Source organism: Polynucleobacter yangtzensis, from assembly GCF_027924165.1.
In the GTDB taxonomy this organism is placed as follows: domain Bacteria; phylum Pseudomonadota; class Gammaproteobacteria; order Burkholderiales; family Burkholderiaceae; genus Polynucleobacter; species Polynucleobacter yangtzensis.
The window spans coordinates 103,225-124,340 of sequence record NZ_AP026973.1; the positions used below are offsets into that span (position 1 = coordinate 103,225).

A 21,116-nucleotide genomic window follows, 5' to 3' on the forward strand; every position below is an offset into this window, starting at 1 on the left:
TACTCTTTGCTATGCTGCTGATTCCCGCAATTGATCTAAAAGACGGCCACTGTGTTCGACTCGAACAAGGTGATATGGATAAGGCCACGGTTTTTTCTGAAGACCCTGGCGCGATGGCAGCGCATTGGATTGGCAAAGGTGCGCGTCGCTTGCACTTGGTAGATCTCAATGGCGCATTTGCTGGCAAGTTAAAAAATGAGTCTGCCATTAAATCTATTCTCAAGGCTGTAGGTAATGAGATCCCTGTGCAGTTGGGCGGTGGTATTCGTGATCTGGAAACCATTGAGCGTTTATTGGACGACGGAATCAGCACCGTCATTATTGGCACTGCAGCAGTGAAAAATCCTGGTTTTGTGCAAGATGCTTGTACGGCATTCCCTGGGCATGTCATGGTTGGTTTAGATGCCCGTGATGGCAAAGTAGCAACGGATGGATGGAGCAAAATCACTGGTCATGAAGTGATTGATCTAGCCAAGAAATTTGAAGACTGGGGTGTAGAAGCCATTATCTATACTGATATTGGGCGCGATGGCATGCTTAAAGGTGTGAACATTGATGCTACTGTGAAGTTGGCCCAAGCTATTCGCATTCCGGTAATCGCTAGTGGCGGCTTATCGAATAATCAAGATATCGATGCACTCTGTAAAGCAGAGGAAGAGGGTGTGATGGGCGTGATTGCTGGCCGCTCTATTTATACTGGTGATCTCGATCTCGCTGCCGCACAAAAATATGCTGATGAGTTAACACTCAAATATAAAAAGAAAATTATCTAGTGTTAACCAAGCGCATTATCCCTTGTCTCGATGTGACTGCGGGGCGTGTAGTTAAAGGCGTGAACTTTGTTGGCCTGCGCGATGCAGGCGACCCTGTCGAAATTGCAAAAAAATACAACACGCAAGGTGCAGACGAACTGACCTTCTTAGACATTACCGCAACATCTGATGGACGCGACCTGATTCTGCACATCATTGAGGATGTGGCATCACAGGTATTTATTCCGCTGACTGTTGGCGGCGGCGTGCGTGCGGTTGCTGATGTACGACGCTTACTCAACGCTGGCGCAGATAAAGTCAGCATGAATTCCTCCGCAGTTGCTAATCCAGATTTGGTTTCTGATGCGGCTGCGTATTACGGCTCTCAATGCATTGTGGTGGCGATTGATGCCAAGCAAACAGAAGCCGGTAATTGGGAAGTCTTTACCCACGGCGGCAGAACAGCTACTGGCATGGATGTAGTGGAGTGGGCTAAAGAAGTTGCTAAGCGTGGTGCCGGTGAGATTTTGCTAACCAGCATGAATCGTGACGGCAGCAAAGATGGTTTTGATTTGGCTCTTACTGCAGCCGTAAGTGATGCGGTTTCAGTGCCGGTGATTGCTTCTGGTGGAGTTGGTAATTTGCAGCATTTGGTTGATGGCATTACCAAAGGCCGTGCAGATGCAGTCTTGGCTGCAAGCATCTTTCATTATGGTGAGTACACCGTTGGCCAGGCAAAGGAATATATGGCCTCCCAAGGAATCCCAGTTAGGATTTAGTTAGAGCTAAGCGCTTATCGCTAAATGGGCAATAAAAGCAGAGCGATTTTCACCGGCTGATTTAGCTTTAGCGTCCAGCCTTGCTAACACTCTTTTGGGCAGAGTGATGTTTACTCTTTCAATTTCATCTGAAAGAAGGGCGGGATCAATTTCAGCAATGGCCCAAATATATCCCTTAAATTCCTTTTTCTTTTGCAGGTTAGTAATTGGGCTGGGTCTGGGGATATCTTTGCCCGCATCCAATGCCATTTCAATCCAAAGTTCGATCGCTTCTTTGGCGTTTTCAATGGCCTCATCAATTCCGCTGTCAGCAGCTGAGAAACAGCCTGGTAAGTCGGGAACAATGACGCCCCATGCCGCCTTATCGCCACCTGGTTCAATTGCAATTGGATATTTCATGACGACTCCTTTATTTGATGCCCGCTTGTTTCAGTAGCTTTTGAACCAATCCAATTCCTAGATCCTTTTTAGGGTGGGGCACTGTAATGTGACCAGCCTTAAAGGGGTGATTAAAAACATGGTGAGAGCCTTTTGAGCCCCGCAAAATCCAGCCATCTTTTTCTAGCGCCTTGATTAGTTCTTTGCTATTCATTCACGAATTATAAATTCCATACACATCATACACATAAAAGAAGTTAGTGTCCATAAGGCGCAATGGGTTATTGCGTTAAGTTCTACACAAGCGTTTATTGGTTGGCACCCAACAATTCTGTCAAAATTGAGCAAATGTCAGATATAGATAAAAAATCCCAAGACCAAGCATTACTAGAAGCTATCACTTGGAATGACCAAGGCCTGGTTCCAGTTGTCACTCAAGAAATTGATAGTGGTGATGTGTTGATGATGGCTTGGATGAATCGAGATGCCCTCCTAGAAACTATGCGCTTAGGAGAGGCGGTCTACTGGACGCGCTCGAGACAGAAGTTATGGCATAAAGGCGAAGAGTCTGGCCACACTCAAAAGGTAAAAGAAATTCGTTTGGATTGTGACGGTGACACCATTTTGCTCAAGGTTGAACAAAAAGATGGAATTGCTTGTCATACGGGAGAACATAGTTGTTTCTTTTTGCGATGGGATGAAGCTAAAAACATTTGGCTTGATGAGTCCAAGAATAAAAAGTAATGGCGAAGACCTGCCTACAAAAGACATAAAATGATCCTATGACTAGTACTGCAAACAAATCCTCTAATCTGGACTCGGCATTAGCCCATTTGGCTGATGTGGTCGATCAACGTCGTGATGCGTTTAAAGCAGGCCAAGCAGATCCTAAAACTTCCTATACCGCTTTGCTCTTTTCGAAGGGTGACGATGGAATTTTGAAGAAGATTGGTGAAGAGGCGACTGAGGCGGTCATGGCTGCCAAGGATTTGCGTAACTCTAATTTGGCTCCCGACCAGCAAAAGTTGCTAGTAGGTGAGATGGCAGATTTATGGTTTCACTGCCTGATTGCTCTATCTCAATTCAATTTGCGTCCAGAAGATGTTATCGCCGAGCTTGATCGTCGTCTGGGAACTTCGGGTATTGAAGAGAAGGCGGCCAGAAAAGCTGCCGGCAAAGAGTAATCACGAAATACTCTGAAATAACTACGGAATCAGCATGTCACACGATCCAAATTGCCTGTTTTGCAAGATTTCACAAGGTTTAATCCCCTCCCAGAAGGTTTATGAGGATGAGGAAATCTACGCTTTTAAAGATATTAATCCTGCAGCGCCTATCCATTTTTTGATGATTCCTAAAAAACATATACCCATGTTGGAGTCTTCGGAAAGCGCAGATATCCCTTTGCTGGGTAGAATGATGGAATTAGCGCCCCGTCTTGCCAAAGAACAGGGTTGCCGTCCTGGTAAGGATGGCGGCTTTAGATTGATGGTGAATAATGGCGTGGATGGTGGGCAGGAGGTTTATCACTTGCACTTGCATGTGATGGGCGGTCCCCGCCCCTGGAAAAAATAATCCAAGGAGATTAAAGATGGGTTCATTTAGCATTTGGCATTGGTTAATTGTTTTGGTGATCGTGATGTTGGTATTTGGTACCAAGAAATTGCGCAACATCGGTCAAGACTTGGGTGGTGCTGTTAAGGGTTTTAAAGACGGCATGAAAACTTCTGAAGAGCCTAAAGAGCAAATTCAACAAAGTTCTGCAACTGCAGAGAAGACTGTTGATGTTCAAGCAAAAGACCTAAACAAGTAATTAATGCACGATAGAAACTCATGCTGCATTTAAATAACTGCGTTAAATGATTGATCTCGGAGTTTCAAAGCTTGCGCTGATTGCTGTAGTTGCTTTGGTCGTAGTTGGGCCAGAGCGCTTGCCAAAAGTTGCTCGTATGGCAGGTAATTTGTTTGGGCGTGCACAACGCTACATGGCTGATGTTAAATCTGAAGTCAATCGACAGATGGAGGTGGAGGAGTTTAAAAAGTTTCGAGAAGAAACTACTGCCACTCTTAAGGAAGTTGAAAATAGCATTGGCTCGACTGTTCAAGAGGCGGGCGCCAACTTAAGCGATCAAGCCGATATCTTTGAGACCAACTTTGAAAACCCTCCACTAGATGAAAAAGAGGTCCTTCGCAAAAGCAAGCGCCAAGGCCGCAATAGCTGGGGCGTCCGCCGTGCCGCAAGGCCGGTTTGGTTTAAGCGATCTGCAGGCATTCGTACTCGCGTGCAATCTGGCGCAGCCAGAATGAAGCGCTTTCATCACAGCGCTGGCAAATAAAAATAATACTTAAAAGCAAAAGAATAAAAACACCAACGCATGACTGATAAGAATTCAACTGAAGACTCGGGATTACAAGAAACATTTCTATCCCACTTATTTGAATTACGTGATCGCGTAATTAAATCGGCGATTGCAATTATTGTCGTCTTCGTATGTTTGGTTTATTGGGCGCCTGATATTTTTCATTTGTTTGCGCAGCCTTTGCTTGAGTCATTACCAGCAGGCGGCAAGATGATCGTGACCGATGTTACTGGTTCCTTCTTTGTGCCGATGAAGGTAACCATGCTGGTTGCTTTCCTGATTGCGCTACCTGTAGTGATTTATCAGCTCTGGGCTTTCATTGCGCCCGGCCTCTATCTACACGAAAGAAAACTCATCCTTCCTTTGGTAGTGAGTAGCTATAGCCTATTTATTTTTGGCATGGCTTTTGCCTATTTCTTAGTGTTCCCAACCGTATTTAACTTTATGGCTAGTTACAACGCGCCATTGGGTGCAGAGATGTCTACTGACATCGATAAATACCTTGGCTTTGCTATGAATACATTTTTGGCTTTTGGCATTACCTTTGAAGTACCTGTGGTGGTAGTTGTTTTGGTACGCATGGGTATGGTGCCTTTAGCAAAGCTGAGAGAGATTCGCCCTTATGTGATTGTGGGCGCTTTTGTGATCTCAGCGGTCGTGACCCCTCCAGATGTTCTTTCGCAACTGCTTCTGGCGGTGCCGATGACTCTCCTCTATGAATTAGGGCTATTTATTGCGCGCTTCTATGTGCCCAAGCCATCTGAGGATGAAGTTAAGGCAGAGGGTTCTGCGGCTTAATTAGCTTCTGCATCGACGATCTGATTTGCAAAGGTAGTCGTTAACCAGTCAGTAACACGGTCAAAGCGATAGCGCCTTTGACGAAGATTGCCTTCAAGATCCATTTCTGTGCCGGCAAATGCCTTGCCAGCTGCTAATAGAGCTCGGCGTTGCTGAATGGTTTCAATCTGAATTAATCTCGGCAATATCTTCGGTAGCTCCCAGCGAATATCCACTACTACGCAATGTTCATGTTGTAGCTGCCCAACTTCACACAACAATAATTCTGCTTTGCTGAAATTAAATTGATTGGCAATGATGATGCGATGACAAAGTAGTAGCCAGTCTTCATCGAGCTTGTGCTCAGCATGATGATTGAGTGCTTGCTCGGCGTATTGTGCTAACTCAAACCACTCATTCTTTTTGGGGTTTGGACAACTCTCCAAAATTTTGCTGAGTAATTCCTTTGCCTCTGCTACGCCTTGCTGTTGGGCTTGCCAAACCCAGTAAGAAGCCTGTAACCCGCGAACTTTTTCTTCTGACTTTTCACGCTTACGCCAAAGATTGGCGCCTTTGCGAAGTTGCGCTTGAGCATGACCAAGGTCGGCTGCGCGATCAAAGCAGCGATCACTTTCTGCTGCGTTGTATCCAGAAAATTGTGGACGGCGATAAATCTCACCGAGCGCATACCAAGCATCTCGATCGCCATCTTTAGCGGCGAGCTCCAACCAATGTGCCGCTTTCTTAAGAGAAGCATTAGATTTTGTTTCTACTGGCTCGTCCCTGTCATCCAGTTGTGCAAGACGTAATCCTAGGGTTAACTTAGCGATAGTTAGACCAAGTTCAGCGGCTCGGGTTAATGCCTCTTCATTTTTTTCATCTAGCCAAACTTTCCACAAAGATGAGAGTGCTTCATTTTTGGGTTGGAGTTTGATCAGCAATTCTTTTGCATTCGCTGCAAAAGTAGAGCCGCCTTCTGCCAGTTCATTTAAATAGCGCTTGGCAATCTTTTGAAGAGCAGCAAGATCTAAGCCGGAAATTTTCTCGACAGATGTAATTCCACTACTCTTTTTTAGCCAATCTAATAATTGAGATTGAATATCTTGATGTTGTGGATTGACTAATAAATTTACTAGTTGCCATTTAGCTGCTGAAGACTGCTCTGAGTCTTCAGCACCCTCAGCAAGCCTCCAAAAAGAATCCCAGCCAAAGCTAAATGCAGGTGAATTAAAGGTTTCGACCAGCGGAATGCTGGCAACTTGAGCCAAGACCTTAAAAATTTCAGCGCTACTTGAGCTTTGGTTCTCAAGTGTTTGATTTGTAATAGAAAAATAGGATTTTTCCAGCCAAATCAATGCGTTAGCTGGCTGAATGGGAGTTTTAAAGGCGCCGGTTAGATAGGCCTGAGCAAGATTTTGTTGCGCAGAAACATCACCTAAACGGGCTGAACTAAGGATTTTTAAGAATTCGCGGCTTGCCATATGACAATTTTGGCATCTAGAGCCCTTAAAAGACAGAAAAGAGAGGTCTTGTTGCCGAGATACAACGAAGAAAGCAAAAAAACTACCTTTTGACAAGCAAAAAGAGCTCCTAAATACCCTGACCCCCAGTCTGGGGAGGCAAAAGAAGCAAAATTCGTAGGTCCCAGTTTTATTTGGGCATTACTTTTAATTTTTGGAGATTTAAAGAATGAAAAAATCGCTATTAGCAGTTGCAGCTATCGGTGCATTTGCATCTGCTGCTCAAGCTCAGTCCAGCGTAACCGTATACGGTATCTTGGACGTTGGCTACATTGGTTCTAACGCTAAAGAAGGTACTAACGGCGCAACTAAGATTCAAAAGTCTGCTTTTGGTCAGTCTGCTGAACAAACTTCACGTTTGGGTTTCAAAGGTACTGAAGACTTAGGCGGCGGCGCTTCTGCTTTCTTTACTGTTGAACTCGGTTTGACACCACAAAACTCAGAATTGTCTGGAGGTACTGCTGAAGACCGTACCCAGCGTACAACTCAGGCTTCTGGCTCAGCTGTTGATAACCGTCAATCATTTGTTGGTTTGAAAAAGAATGGTATCGGCCAATTCGCATTCGGTCGTCAATACACTCCAGTATTTAACACTGGTGCTGCTACATCTCCTGGTCAATACAACAACGTTATCGGTGACGTAGTTTATGCAGGCGCATCTTCTGCATTCTCATCAGGCACAGTTGTTACAGGCACTAATAACGGTATTGGCTTCACAAACCGTGCTTCTAACGCGTTGACAGCTCAGTCTGATCGCTTTGCTGGCTTCCAAGTTGGCGGTATGTATGCAATGAATAACCAAAACCAAACTCAAACTGCTCCTGATGGTACTTTTGCTACATCAGCAACTGGTGGCTCAGCTGGTGGTAACACCAACTGGAACGGTTGGGGCTTGAACGGTAACTTCACATGGCAGAAATTGTATGTTGGTGTTGCTTACCAGTCATTTAAAACTCAGTACAGCACTGGCGTTCCTGCAGGTAATAGCATCCAAAACTTAGGTTCAGTTGGTGCATCTGCTGGTCAGTTAATCCAGGTAAATGGTGCTGGTGTTAGAGGTGTTGCACCTTTGTTCCCAGCAGCACAAATCTCTGACAAACAGACTTTGGTTGGTGCAACTTATGACTTCGGTATTTTGAAGGCATACGCACAATGGGTTGGCCGTAAAGTGCAAAACGATTACGCATATACTGCCAACACAGATGCTGCAGGCATTGCAACTGCAGCAGCCGGTGAGCAGCTAAACCGCAATGCACAGCAGATCGGTGTTCGTAGCTACATCACTCCAACAATCGAATCTTGGGCTTCTATCGGTAACGGTAAACTCAAAGGCGGCGTTGGTGCAGCTACAGCAAACTTTGTAGGCTGGCAAGTTGGTTCTAACTACTACCTCAGCAAGCGTACAAACTTGTACGGTATCTATGGTCAAAGCCAAACAAGCAGCGTTTCTGGCGCTGTTGGTAGCAACACAGGCGCAAACCAATACGCTCTTGGCGTACGTCACACTTTCTAATTCATTGCTAGCGTAAGCTAGTTTTAGATTAGATCTAAAAACCACCCTTCGGGGTGGTTTTTTTATGAAAATTTTTTAGTATCAATCTTAAATCTAATGCTGATAACTATTACAAATACCAATATAAGTATCTGTAAGCGGTTGTGAAAATACATCAAATTTATAAATAAATATGAAATGTATTTGCATACCGATTACAGAAATTGGAGTCGCCGCTAATGATCCGGGCAAGACTTCGGTATTTACTGTTAATGGTGCAAGCATTGCTTTCCCAGGCGTATTGCCCATCATAAAAAATGATTGTTCCGACTATAAGAATTTGGATTTAGGGAAATTCTCAAATTTAGCCAAAACAGCTCTCGAACGAGAGTTGCAAAAACATATTTCTGGTGACATCACCAAACAAACTTTGGGAATGTTTAAAAGCCGTCTCAATGCTCGATTATTGCCCTTTTTTGAGGAATTTTTAGTCAAAGATATTCATTATGAGGAGATTGTTGGCTTTATTAACTATTTGTACGCACACAATGTTAAGCCTGTAACAATTAAGCAGTATTTAGGATTATTGAGAAGAATTCTGATGCTGGCACTTGAGAAAGAGTTGATCTTTAAAATTCCATTGTTTCCTAAAATTAAAGCAAAAAGCATACCAAGGGGTGGATTTACATGCTCCGAATACAGAAAACTTCTAAAAACAAGTAGAGCCATGGCACCCAAAGAGGGCTACATTAAGGCAGGCCACCGAACTACATCTGGTGGTGCATATATCAAAAGTGATGCGGTACCAATAGAAATGACCTGGTTAATTCAATTTATGGTTAATTCATTTGTTAGGCCGGTTGATATTAAATTGATTCAACATAAGCATATTGAATCCATCACTGGCAACAATACATACTTGCGTCTTAACTTGCCCAAGACAAAGGGGCACAGTGGTCAAATTGTGACACTAAGATCGGCCAAATTTATTTATGAACGCCTACAGCGATATCAATCATCCAGGGGTTATGGGGGGCCCAATGACTATCTTTTCTTGCCAGAGGCTAGTGATAGGCAAGGGGCAATCCAACTTATATCAGGTCATTTCAGAAAAATTCTCTTAAATAGCAATCTATCGATTGGCCAGGAAGGGCAGACGCGAACACTCTACAGCCTTCGTCATACCGCCATTACTTTTAGGCTCTTATATGGACGTGGAATTGATTTGTTAACGCTTGCAAGAAATGCTCGGACTTCAGTAGAAATGATTGAACGTTTTTATTCATCAAACTTAACCGCTGAAATGAATATTGAAATGCTTCAATCAAAAAGAACTTCAGTGAAGGCGCCCTCAGGATAAGCATTGCATTTGCTAGCCAGAATCACTGCAGAAAAGAAAAAACCCACTGTGTTTCCACAGTGGGTTAATTTAATGCCTAACTAATTATCACTAGCTTACGCTAGCAATGAATTAGAAAGTGTGACGTACGCCAAGAGCGTATTGGTTTGCACCAGAGTTTGAACCAGCAACACCAGAAGCGCTGCTTGTGTTTGTCTGACCGTAGATTGCATACAAGTTTGTACGCTTGCTGAGGTAGTAGTTAGAACCCAACTGCCAGCCTACGAAGTTCAAAGTAGCTGCGTTAGCAGATGCTTTGATCTTACCAGTACCGATAGAGGCCCATGACTCGATTGTTGGAGTGATGTAGCTACGAACACCGATCTGCTGTGCATTACGGTTTAACTGCTCACCAGCTTGTGTATTCAAAGTTGAAGCGTAGTCGTTTTGCACCTTACGGCCAACCCACTGAGCATACGCCTTCAAGATACCAAAGTCATAAGTTGCACCAGCCAAAGTCTGTTTGTCAGAGATTTGTGATGCTGGGAACAAAACGCCACCTGAAACGATTTGACCGCTAGTAACAGCAGGAGAACCGAGGTTTACGTTTGCTGCTGTAGGTGTTGATGCAAATACACCAGTGCTGTACTGAGTCTTAAATGACTGGTAAGCAACGCCAACATACAATTTCTGCCATGTGAAGTTACCGTTCAAGCCCCAACCGTTCCAGTTGGTGTTACCACCACCAGCAGCTGTAGTTGAAGTTGTACCAGCAGCAACAGTTTCAGTTTGGTTTTGGTTGTTCATTGCATACATACCGCCAACTTGGAAGCCAGCAAAGCGATCAGACTGAGCTGTCAACGCGTTAGAAGCACGGTTTGTGAAACCAATACCGTTGTTGTTACCGCTTGTTAAAGTTGCAGTTGAAGCATAAACAGAAGTACCACCAGCATAAACAACGTCACCAACTACGTTGTTGTATTGACCAGGAGATGTAGCAGCACCAGTGTTAAATACTGGAGTGTATTGACGACCGAATGCGAATTGGCCGATACCATTCTTTTTCAAACCAACAAATGATTGACGGTTATCAACAGCAGAACCTGAAGAATTAGTTGTACGTTGAACGCCATCAGTAGCGCCGCCGCCAGACAATTCTGAGTTTTGTGGTGTCAAACCGAGTTCAACAGTAAAGAAAGCAGAAGCGCCGCCGCCTAAGTCTTCAGTACCTTTGAAACCCAAACGTGAAGTTTGTTCAGCAGACTGACCAAAAGCAGACTTTTGAATCTTAGCTGTGCCGTTAGTACCTTCTTTAGCGTTAGAACCAATGTAGCCAACGTCCAAGATACCGTATACGGTTACGCTGGACTGAGCTTGAGCAGCAGATGCAAATGCACCGATAGCTGCAACTGCTAATAGCGATTTTTTCATTCTTTAAATCTCCAAATACTAAGGAATGAAGATTTAAAGAGTTGGATTAATGACGAATGATCATCCGCTTAAATAGGAGTGAAATCAGCTTTAAGCTAAAAAGAAAAACAATGGAGCCGCTAATATTTGCTGCAAAAGTTGCCAATAAGATGTCCGGATTGAAAACCTTATTCAGCGCCAGGAGGTAGGCGGATCTGAATGCTGCGCTAATTAATCCACTTAGTAGGATTAAGTAAAAAAGTTCAATAAAACTCACGTTTACGAATTCATTGGAATGCTTAAAGGCCTTTTGCCATGTTCGATAGGCAATCAATGGGGCTAAAGATGAGAGTAGGCCCAGGGAAATGGCATCTTGGGGTTCAAAATACCTTAAAAAAATTCCAGAAATTGAATACCCTAGGAAAACACCCAATACGCCGGTCCACCCAAATAGAATGATTGCTACCAATCTAAAGCCAGCTAGCAAGTAGATTGCATATAAGAACTCATTAATCTTCACTGAGTCTAGAAATTTGATATTTAAATAGTCACAAGCTATCCAGAGGCATGCAATCGAGAGGGCAATCGAGGTTTTGGTGAGATAGTCGCGCAATTTGTATTAATTTTTTATTAATTATAAAAAATTTCACAATACATGGATAAAGGTAAAAACCCTTACTCTTTTTCATTTTTTTGATATAAAGTTAACTATGATAAAAATTACAAAATTGAGACAAAATTGAAGTCATCCGCTATAACTAATGCATATTTACGTTTTGTGCGTTTAATTGAGACTCTTGAAGGAGCTTCAGAATTATTTCAAATTTTGATGCCGTGGAAAAAAGCTTGCTAGAGATGATTGCGATACATTATCTTGAGGGTAAGCCTCTACTTGTTTCAGAAGCTATTTATTTAAATAAGTTAGGTTCGCCAGCAACCCTCCATAGGCGCCTAAGTAATTTACAAAAGTATGGGTTAATTCGTTATGGTGACGATCCTGATGGGCGTAAGAAATATTTAGAGCTGACGCCAAAATCAAGAGATTATTTTTCAACACTTAGTAAGTGCATTATTAAAGCTGGAAAGCCTATCTAAAACCAAGATAACTGACATGAAAAAAACACCAAATTTATATACAGCCATTATTCCCGCTCTATTGGTCGGCATGAGTTCAGTCTGTTTTGCTGCTTCCCCAACATTAGACAAAATCAAGTCATCTGGTTCAATCACCATGGGCGTGCGTGAATCCTCTATTCCAATGTCCTATACCACTGGCGATAGTCGCTTTGATGGTTATCACGTGGAGATTTGCCGCATGATCTTGGGCGACATTAAGGACAAGCTTAGTTTGAGCGCGCTTCGCATCAACTATCAGCCAGTGACTTCTCAGAATCGTGTTCCTTTGATGCAAAACGGCACGATTGATATCGAGTGCGGCACCACTACCAATAACACTGCTCGTGCAAAAGACGTTGGCTTTGCTAACACCCTATATGTAGAAGAAGTACGCATTGCCGTGAAGGCAAACTCTGGCATTAATTCTATTTCTCAGTTAGCTGGTAAAAAAGTGGCAACCACTACTGGTACAACCTCAGTGCAGTTGTTGCGCAAACATGAAAAAGCTAATGGTGTGAATTTTGATGAAGTCTTTGGTAAAGATCATGCAGATAGCTTTTTGTTGCTTGAGTCTGGCCGCGCTGATGCATTTGTGATGGATGGCTCTATCTTGGCTGGCAATATTGCCAATTCCAAGAATCCAAAGGATTACAAGATTGTTGGTGAGGTTCTCAGTACAGAGCCTATTGCGATTATGGTTCGCAAGGATGACCCAGAGTTCAAGGCTGCAGTAAATGAAGCAATCGCCAAGATTGTTAAGAATGGCAACATGCCAAAGCTGTGGAATAAATGGTTCCTATCGCCTATTCCACCTAAGAATATTGTGGTTGGTTTGGAGTTATCTCCTGCGACCAAGAACGCCTGGGCCAATCTAAACGACAAGCCCGCTGAAGATTATCAAAAGAAATAACTTATGGCTTTAGATTTAGGTGTTTTTTGTAAAAGCACCTTAGATGGGGATGTGGTCGACCACTGCATCTCTTCAATTTTCGGTTTAGGTCAGAACGCCGATCCCAGTTATCTCGATTGGCTCGTAAAAGCGTGGGGATGGACCTTAGCAGTTGCAGGCCTGAGCTTGACCATTGCGCTGCTGATTGGTGCTGTTATGGGTACCTTGCGCACTTTGCCTGAAACTGATTCATTAAATAAATGGCTAATCCGTTTATCTACTGCCTGGGTTGAGCTTTTTAGAAATATTCCAATTTTGGTTCAAGTATTTCTTTGGTATCACGTCATCCCTGCATTTGTTTTGCCCTTGAAAGCGCTGCCGTCCTATTGGTTGGTTAGTATTGCCCTAGGTTTTTTTACTTCCGCACGAATTGCCGAGCAAGTAAGGGCAGGTATTCAGGCTTTGCCAAGTGGTCAACGTATGGCTGCTACCGCTCTAGGCTTAACAACTACTCAAAGCTATCGCTACGTCATCTTGCCTATGGCTTTGCGCATTGTGATCCCACCATTAACTTCTGAGAGTATGAATCTGATTAAAAATTCATCGGTAGCATTCGCAGTTTCTGTGCCGGAGCTCACTTTATTTGCAATGCAGGCGCAGGAAGAAACGTCTCATGGTGTCGAAATCTATTTGGCTGTAACTTTGCTATACGCTTCTTCAGCATTTGCGGTGAATCGTGTAATGGCTCTGATAGAAAAAAGAACGCGTATTCCGGGTTTTATCACCCAGGCAAGCGAAGCGGGAGTGGCTCACTAAATGTTTGAACTCGACCTGAGCTTCTATAACTGGGAGTTGTTCACAAACTATATTTTGAAGGGCTTGCTCTTTAGCGTTCAGTTAACGGTGATTGCCACTATTGGCGGCATTGTTGTTGGCACTATCTTGGCCTTAATGCGTTTATCGGGTAAGTCCGCCTTGGTTTATCCCGCTACGTTTTATGTTAACACTATGCGTTCAATCCCGCTGGTGATGGTGATCCTATGGTTCTTTTTATTGATTCCGATGCTGATTGGTCGTCCTATAGGCGCAGATCTCTCGGCAACTATTACGTTCATCGCATTTGAGGCTGCGTTTTTTTCTGAGATTGTGCGAGCCGGAATTCAGTCGGTACCAAGAGGCCAGGCTTATGCGGCAGAGGCCTTGGGCATGACCTATGGTCAAAATATGCGATTCATTGTGTTGCCACAAGCATTTAGAAACATGATTCCAGTATTCATGACGCAAACGATTATTTTGTTTCAAGACACTTCTCTTGTTTACGCAATTGGAGCGTACGACTTACTGAAGGGCTTTGAAATCGCTGGTAAAAATTATGGCCGGCCCATTGAGACTTATATCTTGGCTGCTATTACTTATTTTGTGATTTGCTTCTCACTTTCAAAAGTGGTTCGTAAGATTCAAGCTAAAGTTGCCATCATCCGTTAGACATTTCTGAGCCATTAAATAATCATGATTGAACTTCGCAATGTATCAAAATGGTACGGATCTTTTCAGGTACTAAGTGATTGCAGCACCTCCATCCAGAAGGGTGAGGTGGTAGTTATTTGTGGGCCTTCGGGCTCAGGAAAATCGACCCTAATTAAAACCATTAATGCTTTAGAGCCATTTCAAAAAGGCGAGATTGTGGTTGATGGAGTGCATCTACATGATCCGAAAACCAATCTGCCCCAGCTTCGCGCTCGTGTGGGTATGGTGTTTCAGCACTTTGAGCTTTTCCCACACTTGAGTGTTACAGAGAACTTGACTCTGGCTCAGATGAAGGTGCTGGGACGTTCTGCTGACGAGGCTAACAAGCATGGCCTTAAATACTTGGAGCGGGTTGGCTTATTGGCCCAGAAGGATAAATTTCCAGGGCAGTTGTCTGGCGGTCAGCAACAGCGTGTTGCGATTGCTAGAGCCTTAAGCATGGATCCCATCGTAATGTTGTTTGATGAGCCAACTTCTGCATTGGATCCCGAAATGGTTGGTGAAGTATTGGATGTGATGGTGAAGTTGGCGAATGAAGGTATGACAATGTGTTGCGTCACCCATGAGATGGGCTTTGCCAGAAAGGTCAGTCATCGCGTGATTTTCATGGATCAAGGACGCATTGTTGAGGATTGCAGCAAAGAAGAATTCTTTGCTAATCCAGAATTGCGCTCACCAAGGGCTAAAGAGTTCTTATCTAAAATTTTGGTGGGTTAAGTCCAAAGCCCTCACCACAAATATGGCCGGCTTTTATTGCGTCATCTTTTTGGGCTTTGGTCGTTTACCAGTTTGCACTGTTAACTCAAGCTCTTTATCTTTGCGAAGTATTTTGAGCTTCGCATCATTGCCAGGAGCAATCTGTGCAATTTGATTTAAAAGCTGTCTGACGTCCTTAGTGGGATTGCCATTGACAGTGATTAGTACGTCGCCCGGCTTGACTCCACCCTTCGCTGCAGGACCTCCCTCCAAGACCCCTGAGAGCAATACACCCTGAGTGCTATTAGGTAAGCCCAGAGACTCCAGGAGCTCTTTGGAGAGGTTTTGTGGCTCAACCCCAATCCAACCTCTAGTAACACTGCCATTGCTCAGGATGGACTCCATAACCTGCTTGGCTAGATTTATGGGGATAGCAAAACCGATACCCATTGAGCCGCCATTATTGGAGTAAATCGCTGTGTTGATGCCAATGAGGTTCCCGCGGGTATCAATTAACGCGCCACCAGAATTTCCGGGATTGATTGCCGCATCGGTTTGAATAAAGTTTTCAAAGGTATTGATGCCCACATGATCTCGACCTAAGGCCGAAACGATTCCGGAGGTCACAGTTTGACCAACCCCAAATGGATTACCGATAGCAAGCACGACATCACCAACATGCACTGACTCAACTTTGCCAAGCGTAATCGGAGTGGGCAATTGTTTTGCTTCAATTTTTAATACTGCAATATCTGTTTCTGGGTCGCTACCAATCACTTGGGCTTTCACTTTTCTGCCGTCTGATAAAGCGACATCTATTTCATCAGCGTCGCTAATGACATGATGATTGGTCAAGATGTATCCCTCTGGACTAACTAAGACGCCAGACCCTAGGCTGGAGCTAGGCTCCTCTTCTGGCGGCTGATCTCCAAAGAAGAACTTAAATAAAGGATCCGCAGAATTTGGATTGGTACCTTTGCGAGCTCTTGGCTTGTTAGAGGTTTTGCTAGTGAAGATATTGACTACGGCAGGCATCGAGCGCTTGACAGCATCGTGGTATGAGCCGGGACTGAGTTGCCCATCGTAGCCGCTTTCTTTTAGGGAAACCGTATCTACTAAAGAATTCATTCTTGAATCTGATAACCACTCTGGCTTTAGAGTTGCCACAATAAATAAGGCTGCCAACATGATGGTGACAGCTTGCGCAAATAAGAGCCAATATTTATTGAGTGAAGAGTTCATTAAGGATCTACTTTATTTATTTGAACTTGCTCGATTAAAAATTTTTCTAATTCCCTAATAGGCTCTAGATCATTAAATAGAACCTCTTTGGACTGATTCATTTTTATCTTAACGGAGTTTAGTAATTCTCGGTTTTGGAGTAGCTTCACTATCAAATCAATATATTCTGACTCTGAGCTACAAACCAATTCCTTGAGATCTATCCTACTTAAAATCGAGCTGGCAAGACGGCCACGCATCTGCGGGCCTTCAAAGGCGACGATGGGCAGGCCCGAAGCTAGCGCTTGCATAGCAGTATTGAATCCCGAAAAGCCTATGGTGTCGAGATAGAGATCAGATGCCTGCATTAAGCCATGAAACTCTTCTTTTTTAAGGAAGGGAATAAAACGCAGAAATTGATTGGCATCGAGATTGGCTTTCTTAAAGCTTTCTATCAGACGCTCTTTTAAGATTGCAGTGAGATTTTCGCTAAAGTTAAAAAAGACAAGCTGACAGGCCCCAAGCTTTTGTGCAATTTGTACCAATACCTGGTCATGGTTTGGGTTGTATTTAGATGGTGAGCCGGCACATAACAATATTGGAGATTGAGAATCAATCCCGAGAGCGCTTAAATCAGGAGTCACCACTTGAATCGAGGTGTTCTCAAAGCAGGTTCCCAAATTCGGAAGACGAACCAGCTTTTCACTGTAAAGGTGGACAGATTCAGGAGGCTCCATTAGTTGAGCTGACAAAAAGAAGTCGATTGTTGGTAGGCCGGTTGTTTCTGGGTGACCCCAGCTAGCAGCCTGAACGGGGGCAAGTCGTAAGCATGCCAAAGCCTTACTAACCATATCCATGCCAATCTCAGGATAAAGAATCACATCCAGACGGAGATCCACAATGGTTTGAGCTGCTGTCATGACTGCAGTACCGCAGTTTGTATAGCTCACTGCCTTTGATTTAGCTAGCTCGGTCTCTTTGTCCTCTATCCCATTGGTATTTAAGATGTAAAGCTCAAATTGCGATGTATCTAGCTGACTTACCCATCCCTTGGTGATGGCATGCCAGACGGGATGGTCGCAAATAAAGCTGCTAACGATTCCAAGTCTGATTTTGGAGCTTGTTTTTGTGGGGTCCTGCCTTATCTTCACCCTCTCTTGAATTGGCTTGGCTAAATCAGTGCAAATCTTCCCAAATTGAGAGAGGAGGGCCTCGTTATTTAGGTCCTGGTAAGCAATATAAAAAGGGTGTCTAGCAATCAGTTTTTCACTCAAGGCCAAGTCAATTTTTTGCTCAGGAAGTGCTTGAAAAAATTGGAGTTGCTGAGCAAATGTAATTCTGGAATTGCTAAATTCTTGAATACTCTTTGCTACTTTAGGAATTTGTGCAATAGAGAGTGCGACATGAGAGTCTAGATCTCTCGGTTGTAATTCTAAAAACTTAGCGTAGTAAGTTTTTGCCAAATCACAATCGCCGAGATCGTAATAGACCTCCCCCAAAAAATAAAATGTTTTTGCATTATTTGAATCAATTTTCAATGCATGTTGGTAGCAATCAATTGCCGCTTCATATTGCTTGTATTTTTTTAGACTGTTACCAAAGTTCAAGCATGCATCGAGATAGTTAGGATTAATCTGCAGCGCTCTTTCAAAGCATTGAAATGCATCTTCGTAATATTCAATTTGAGTGAACGCATTGCCTAAATTGTTGTATGCAGTTGCAAAATGAGGATTCGCTTGAATTGCCCGCTCAAACAAGGAAATTGCCTTGTCAGACTTACCCGCTTCCAGCAAGAGAACCCCTTGATTGCTCAGGGCCTCCGCGTAGTTTGGTCTTAGGGCAATGGCTCTTTCATAAGCTTTATTTGCTTCATCAATTTTCCCCAGGCCTCGTAACGTATTGCCATGGTTGTTATGGGTCTCTGGAATATTGGGATCACAATCAATTGCCAAAGTAAAGTATGACAATGCTTCTGCATATTCAAAAAGTGCGTTGTGGACTAAACCTAAATTGCTGAGTGTTTGGGCAGAATGAGGCGCAATTAAATTTGCTCGACTCAAAAAATCAATTGCACTTTTGTGATCTTGTTTCTGATAAGCGCGAATGCCTAAAAGATTTAATGTATCAACATTATTTGGATCTAGTTTATGCGCTTCAGAAAAAAACCGATCTGCTTCGTCAGGCTTTCCTTGCTGAAGCAAGCTCAAACCATTTTGAAAAATGATCTGAGCTTGTTCTTGTGTCTCTTGGGAAATTTTTTGGGACAAATTATTTTTTTAGGCTGTCACGAATCTCGCGAAGCAAAATTACATCCTCTGGAACGGGCGGAGGAGGAGGTGCATCCATCAAGCGAACCTTATTGACCACCTTGACCATTTGGAAGATAACAAAGGCCAAAAGAATGAAATTGATCGAAATGGTAATGAAATTGCCATAGGCAAAAATTGGCACTCCAGCCTTTTTGAGGGCGTCAAAAGTTCTAGGAACACCCTCTGGGATGCGGCCAAGGACGAGAAAAAGGTTCGTAAAGTCGATATGACCCCCTAAAAGAGTCGAGATAACGGGCATAACGATGTCATTTACCAGTGAATCAACGATTTTCCCGAAAGCCCCGCCAATGATGACGCCAACCGCCAAATCGATCACATTGCCCTTGACGGCAAAGTCCCGAAATTCCTTTAAAACGCTCATAAATGCCTTCCTTTTAACTTAGATCCAGATTAACCCGAGATTAACCCCATAACTTTCTTGCTTACCCCACTTTTTACTTTAAAATCCTACCTTTAAGCAATTTCCACCCATAAATACCCTTTTTAGGAATTTTGTAAATGAGTGACAAGCCCTGTATGGACAAGGATCGCCGCAACTGGCTGATCGCCACATCGGCGGTTGGAGGCGTAGGTGCAGCCGCAGCCCTTTACCCTTTTGTAGACAGTTTTGAGCCTTCCGAGCGCGCTAAAGCCGCCGGTGCTGCTGTTGAAATCGATATCGCTGGCATGCAGCCAGATGAAATGAGAATGGTTGAATGGCGCGGTAAGCCTGTTTGGGTGGTGCGTCGTACCCCTGAGCAAGTTGCCGAATTGTCCAAGATTGATGGCGAATTAGCTGATCCAGACTCATTGCGCGATCCAGCCCAATTTACACCTCCTTATGCCCAAAATCAGTGGCGCTCTATTAAGCCAGAGTACCTTGTGGTTGTTGGTATTTGCACGCACTTAGGTTGCTCTCCTACAGCTAAATTTGAATCCGGTGCTCAGCCTTCCTTGCCTAATAACTGGCCAGGTGGCTTCCTTTGCCCATGTCATGGTTCTACCTTCGATATGGCAGGCCGCGTATTTAAAAACAAACCAGCCCCAGACAACATGGAAGTACCGCCACATATGTACCTGAGCGATACCAAGATTCTGGTTGGCGAAGATAAGAAGGCCTAAGGAGAGATAAATGGCATTTCACGAAAAAGAAGTTCCTGCAGACGCGTCAGCCGCAGTAAAGCTAATGGCATGGGTTGACTCACGTTTGCCTGTTACAGACGCATTCAAGCGTCACATGAGTGAGTACTACGCTCCTAAGAATCTGAATTTTTTCTACATCTTTGGCGCACTAGCAATCGTTGTTTTGGCAATTCAAATCATTACCGGCATTTTCTTGGTAATGAACTACAAACCAGATGCAGCTAAAGCATTTGAGTCTGTCGAATACATCATGCGCGAAGTGCCATGGGGTTGGTTGATTCGCTACATGCACTCAACTGGCGCCTCCATGTTCTTCGTTGTGGTTTACATGCACATGTTCCGTGGTTTGATCTACGGCTCCTATCGCAAGCCACGTGAATTAATCTGGATTTTCGGTTGCGCAATTTTCTTGTGCTTGATGGGCGAGGCGTTCTTCGGTTACTTGCTCCCATGGGGTCAAATGTCCTATTGGGGCGCTCAAGTGATTGTGAACTTGTTCTCTGCAATCCCACTCATTGGCCCAGATCTATCTTTATGGTTGCGTGGTGACTATGTTGTTGGTGATGCCACCCTCAACCGTTTCTTTGCATTCCACGTTATTGCAATTCCATTGGTATTGATTGGTTTAGTTGCTGCCCACATTCTTGCCTTGCATGAAGTTGGCTCAAACAATCCTGATGGCGTAGAGATTAAAGAGAACTTGGATGCCAATGGCCACCCAGTTGATGGCATTCCATTCCACCCTTACTACAGCGTTCATGACGTAATGTACTTGGGCGGATTCTTGATGGTATTCGCTTGCATCGTGTTCTTTGCACCAGAGATGGGTGGATACTTCTTGGAAGCGAATAACTTCATTCCAGCGAATCCATTTGTAACTCCGACACACATTGCACCAGTTTGGTATTTCACGCCGTTCTACTCTATGTTGCGTGCAACCACTACTAACTTCTTGTTGCCGTTGTGGATCTTCTTGGCCATCATTCTTGGAATGTTTGCCAGAAGTTCAAGCGACAAAAAAGTGAAGGGCGCTTGCGCAGCAATTGCAGTGGTATTGGCTGCCGGCTTCTATTTCTTTGATGCTAAGTTCTGGGGTGTTGTGATCATGGGTGGTTCTGTTGTGATCATGTTCTTCTTGCCTTGGCTTGATAAGTCACCAGTGAAATCTATTCGCTATCGCCCTCAGTTTCATAAATACATCTATGGTGTATTTATCGTTAGCTTTGTAATCTTGGGTTACTTGGGTATCGAGCCACCATCACCAGTATTTGAAAAGATTTCTCAGATTTGTACGATTTATTATCTGGGCTTTTTCTTGGCAATGCCTTTCTGGAGCAAGCTTGGTACATTCAAGCCAGTTCCGACGCGCGTTACTTTTGAATCCCATTAATTCAGACACCAAAGAGAA

General features: G+C 43.8%; 25 protein-coding genes. 17 read left to right on the forward strand and 8 right to left on the reverse strand.

The features are described 5' to 3' along the window. Window positions 1–11 precede the first annotated feature (11 nt). Together hisA and hisF are read left to right on the forward strand one after the other, a co-directional pair. A complete protein-coding gene (gene hisA / locus QMF28_RS00595; protein ID WP_281742606.1) occupies window positions 12–773 on the forward strand; it encodes a 1-(5-phosphoribosyl)-5-[(5-phosphoribosylamino)methylideneamino]imidazole-4-carboxamide isomerase in 762 nt (253 codons plus the stop codon). Further along, the gene (gene hisF, locus QMF28_RS00600) at window positions 773–1,531 is read left to right on the forward strand and encodes an imidazole glycerol phosphate synthase subunit HisF (RefSeq protein WP_281742608.1); all 759 of its coding nucleotides are present in this window, start codon (window positions 773–775) and stop codon (window positions 1,529–1,531) included. Before hisA ends, hisF begins: the two co-directional genes overlap by 1 nt. A 6-nt stretch (window positions 1,532–1,537) precedes the next feature. On the opposite strand, the gene QMF28_RS00605 is transcribed toward hisF, so the two are convergent. After that, entirely contained in the window at window positions 1,538–1,930 is a 393-nt protein-coding gene (locus QMF28_RS00605; protein WP_281742610.1) for a type II toxin-antitoxin system HicB family antitoxin, read from the reverse strand. Between the two features lie 10 nt (window positions 1,931–1,940). Then, window positions 1,941–2,123: a type II toxin-antitoxin system HicA family toxin gene (locus QMF28_RS00610; RefSeq protein ID WP_281742612.1), complete on the reverse strand. Its 183-nt coding sequence runs from the start codon at window positions 2,121–2,123 to the stop codon at window positions 1,941–1,943. 134 nt (window positions 2,124–2,257) lie between these two features. Here QMF28_RS00610 and hisI point away from each other — a divergent pair, with 134 nt between their 5' ends. From hisI to tatC, 6 genes are read left to right on the forward strand one after another with little or no spacing between them, the layout of a single operon-like run. After that, window positions 2,258–2,653 carry a phosphoribosyl-AMP cyclohydrolase gene (gene hisI / locus QMF28_RS00615; protein ID WP_281742614.1) on the forward strand — a complete coding sequence of 132 codons (396 nt, stop codon included), beginning with the start codon at window positions 2,258–2,260 and terminating at the stop codon, window positions 2,651–2,653. A gap of 38 nt (window positions 2,654–2,691) precedes the next feature. Next, complete coding sequence (locus tag QMF28_RS00620; protein WP_281742615.1) at window positions 2,692–3,093, forward strand: phosphoribosyl-ATP diphosphatase; 402 nt, start codon at window positions 2,692–2,694, stop codon at window positions 3,091–3,093. A 34-nt stretch (window positions 3,094–3,127) separates the two neighbouring features. Next, on the forward strand, window positions 3,128–3,484 hold the full coding sequence (locus tag QMF28_RS00625; protein ID WP_281742618.1) for a histidine triad nucleotide-binding protein: 357 nt from the start codon (window positions 3,128–3,130) through the stop codon (window positions 3,482–3,484). A 16-nt stretch (window positions 3,485–3,500) separates the two neighbouring features. Then, a complete protein-coding gene (tatA, locus tag QMF28_RS00630; protein ID WP_215357717.1) occupies window positions 3,501–3,722 on the forward strand; it encodes a Sec-independent protein translocase subunit TatA in 222 nt (73 codons plus the stop codon). Between the two features lie 46 nt (window positions 3,723–3,768). After that, on the forward strand, window positions 3,769–4,245 hold the full coding sequence (gene tatB, locus QMF28_RS00635) for a Sec-independent protein translocase protein TatB (protein ID WP_281742620.1): 477 nt from the start codon (window positions 3,769–3,771) through the stop codon (window positions 4,243–4,245). 39 nt (window positions 4,246–4,284) lie between these two features. Continuing rightward, entirely contained in the window at window positions 4,285–5,067 is a 783-nt protein-coding gene (tatC, locus tag QMF28_RS00640; RefSeq protein ID WP_281742622.1) for a twin-arginine translocase subunit TatC, read from the forward strand. Here the strand turns inward: tatC and QMF28_RS00645 are convergent. Next, window positions 5,064–6,527 (reverse strand): tetratricopeptide repeat protein, encoded by a 1,464-nt coding sequence (locus QMF28_RS00645; protein ID WP_281742623.1) that lies wholly within the window; start codon window positions 6,525–6,527, stop codon window positions 5,064–5,066. The two genes, tatC and QMF28_RS00645, sit on opposite strands and share 4 nt — an antisense overlap. Before the next feature lie 208 nt (window positions 6,528–6,735). Here QMF28_RS00645 and QMF28_RS00650 point away from each other — a divergent pair, with 208 nt between their 5' ends. Both QMF28_RS00650 and QMF28_RS00655 read left to right on the forward strand, forming a co-directional pair. Continuing rightward, window positions 6,736–8,079, forward strand: coding sequence for a porin (locus tag QMF28_RS00650; RefSeq protein ID WP_281742625.1), 1,344 nt, complete (start codon window positions 6,736–6,738; stop codon window positions 8,077–8,079). A gap of 172 nt (window positions 8,080–8,251) precedes the next feature. Continuing rightward, entirely contained in the window at window positions 8,252–9,418 is a 1,167-nt protein-coding gene (locus tag QMF28_RS00655; RefSeq protein WP_281742627.1) for a site-specific integrase, read from the forward strand. A gap of 111 nt (window positions 9,419–9,529) precedes the next feature. Here the strand turns inward: QMF28_RS00655 and QMF28_RS00660 are convergent, their stop codons facing one another. Then, window positions 9,530–10,828 (reverse strand): porin, encoded by a 1,299-nt coding sequence (locus QMF28_RS00660; protein ID WP_281742628.1) that lies wholly within the window; start codon window positions 10,826–10,828, stop codon window positions 9,530–9,532. Window positions 10,829–10,874: 46 nt separating this feature from the next. Then, window positions 10,875–11,420 (reverse strand): hypothetical protein, encoded by a 546-nt coding sequence (locus QMF28_RS00665; protein ID WP_281742629.1) that lies wholly within the window; start codon window positions 11,418–11,420, stop codon window positions 10,875–10,877. 221 nt (window positions 11,421–11,641) lie between these two features. On the opposite strand from QMF28_RS00665, the gene QMF28_RS00670 reads away from it, so the two are divergent. The 5 genes from QMF28_RS00670 to QMF28_RS00690 are packed head-to-tail and all read left to right on the forward strand — an operon-like array spanning window position 11,642 to window position 15,056. Then, complete coding sequence (locus QMF28_RS00670) at window positions 11,642–11,902, forward strand: winged helix-turn-helix domain-containing protein (RefSeq protein ID WP_281742631.1); 261 nt, start codon at window positions 11,642–11,644, stop codon at window positions 11,900–11,902. A gap of 16 nt (window positions 11,903–11,918) precedes the next feature. Continuing rightward, on the forward strand, window positions 11,919–12,833 hold the full coding sequence (locus tag QMF28_RS00675) for an amino acid ABC transporter substrate-binding protein (RefSeq protein WP_281742634.1): 915 nt from the start codon (window positions 11,919–11,921) through the stop codon (window positions 12,831–12,833). Window positions 12,834–12,836: 3 nt separating this feature from the next. Then, window positions 12,837–13,628, forward strand: a complete 792-nt coding sequence (locus QMF28_RS00680; RefSeq protein WP_281742636.1) for an amino acid ABC transporter permease — start codon at window positions 12,837–12,839, stop codon at window positions 13,626–13,628. Beyond that, a complete protein-coding gene (locus tag QMF28_RS00685; RefSeq protein ID WP_281742638.1) occupies window positions 13,629–14,297 on the forward strand; it encodes an amino acid ABC transporter permease in 669 nt (222 codons plus the stop codon). 24 nt (window positions 14,298–14,321) lie between these two features. Then, complete coding sequence (locus tag QMF28_RS00690) at window positions 14,322–15,056, forward strand: amino acid ABC transporter ATP-binding protein (RefSeq protein ID WP_281742640.1); 735 nt, start codon at window positions 14,322–14,324, stop codon at window positions 15,054–15,056. Window positions 15,057–15,089: 33 nt separating this feature from the next. Here QMF28_RS00690 and QMF28_RS00695 read toward each other — a convergent pair whose 3' ends face one another. Genes QMF28_RS00695 through mscL form a run of 3 tightly spaced genes read right to left on the reverse strand, consistent with a single transcriptional unit; the run spans window position 15,090 to window position 18,947 of the window. Continuing rightward, complete coding sequence (locus QMF28_RS00695; protein ID WP_281742642.1) at window positions 15,090–16,277, reverse strand: Do family serine endopeptidase; 1,188 nt, start codon at window positions 16,275–16,277, stop codon at window positions 15,090–15,092. Then, window positions 16,277–18,523: a tetratricopeptide repeat protein gene (locus tag QMF28_RS00700; protein WP_281742644.1), complete on the reverse strand. Its 2,247-nt coding sequence runs from the start codon at window positions 18,521–18,523 to the stop codon at window positions 16,277–16,279. The genes QMF28_RS00695 and QMF28_RS00700 overlap by 1 nt, the downstream gene beginning before the upstream one ends. Before the next feature lies 1 nt (window position 18,524). After that, on the reverse strand, window positions 18,525–18,947 hold the full coding sequence (gene mscL, locus QMF28_RS00705; protein WP_281742646.1) for a large conductance mechanosensitive channel protein MscL: 423 nt from the start codon (window positions 18,945–18,947) through the stop codon (window positions 18,525–18,527). A 137-nt stretch (window positions 18,948–19,084) separates the two neighbouring features. Here mscL and petA point away from each other — a divergent pair, with 137 nt between their 5' ends. After that, window positions 19,085–19,687 (forward strand): ubiquinol-cytochrome c reductase iron-sulfur subunit, encoded by a 603-nt coding sequence (gene petA / locus QMF28_RS00710; RefSeq protein WP_068320216.1) that lies wholly within the window; start codon window positions 19,085–19,087, stop codon window positions 19,685–19,687. Between the two features lie 10 nt (window positions 19,688–19,697). Further along, window positions 19,698–21,098, forward strand: a complete 1,401-nt coding sequence (locus tag QMF28_RS00715; protein ID WP_068320219.1) for a cytochrome b — start codon at window positions 19,698–19,700, stop codon at window positions 21,096–21,098. Window positions 21,099–21,116: the final 18 nt, after the last annotated feature.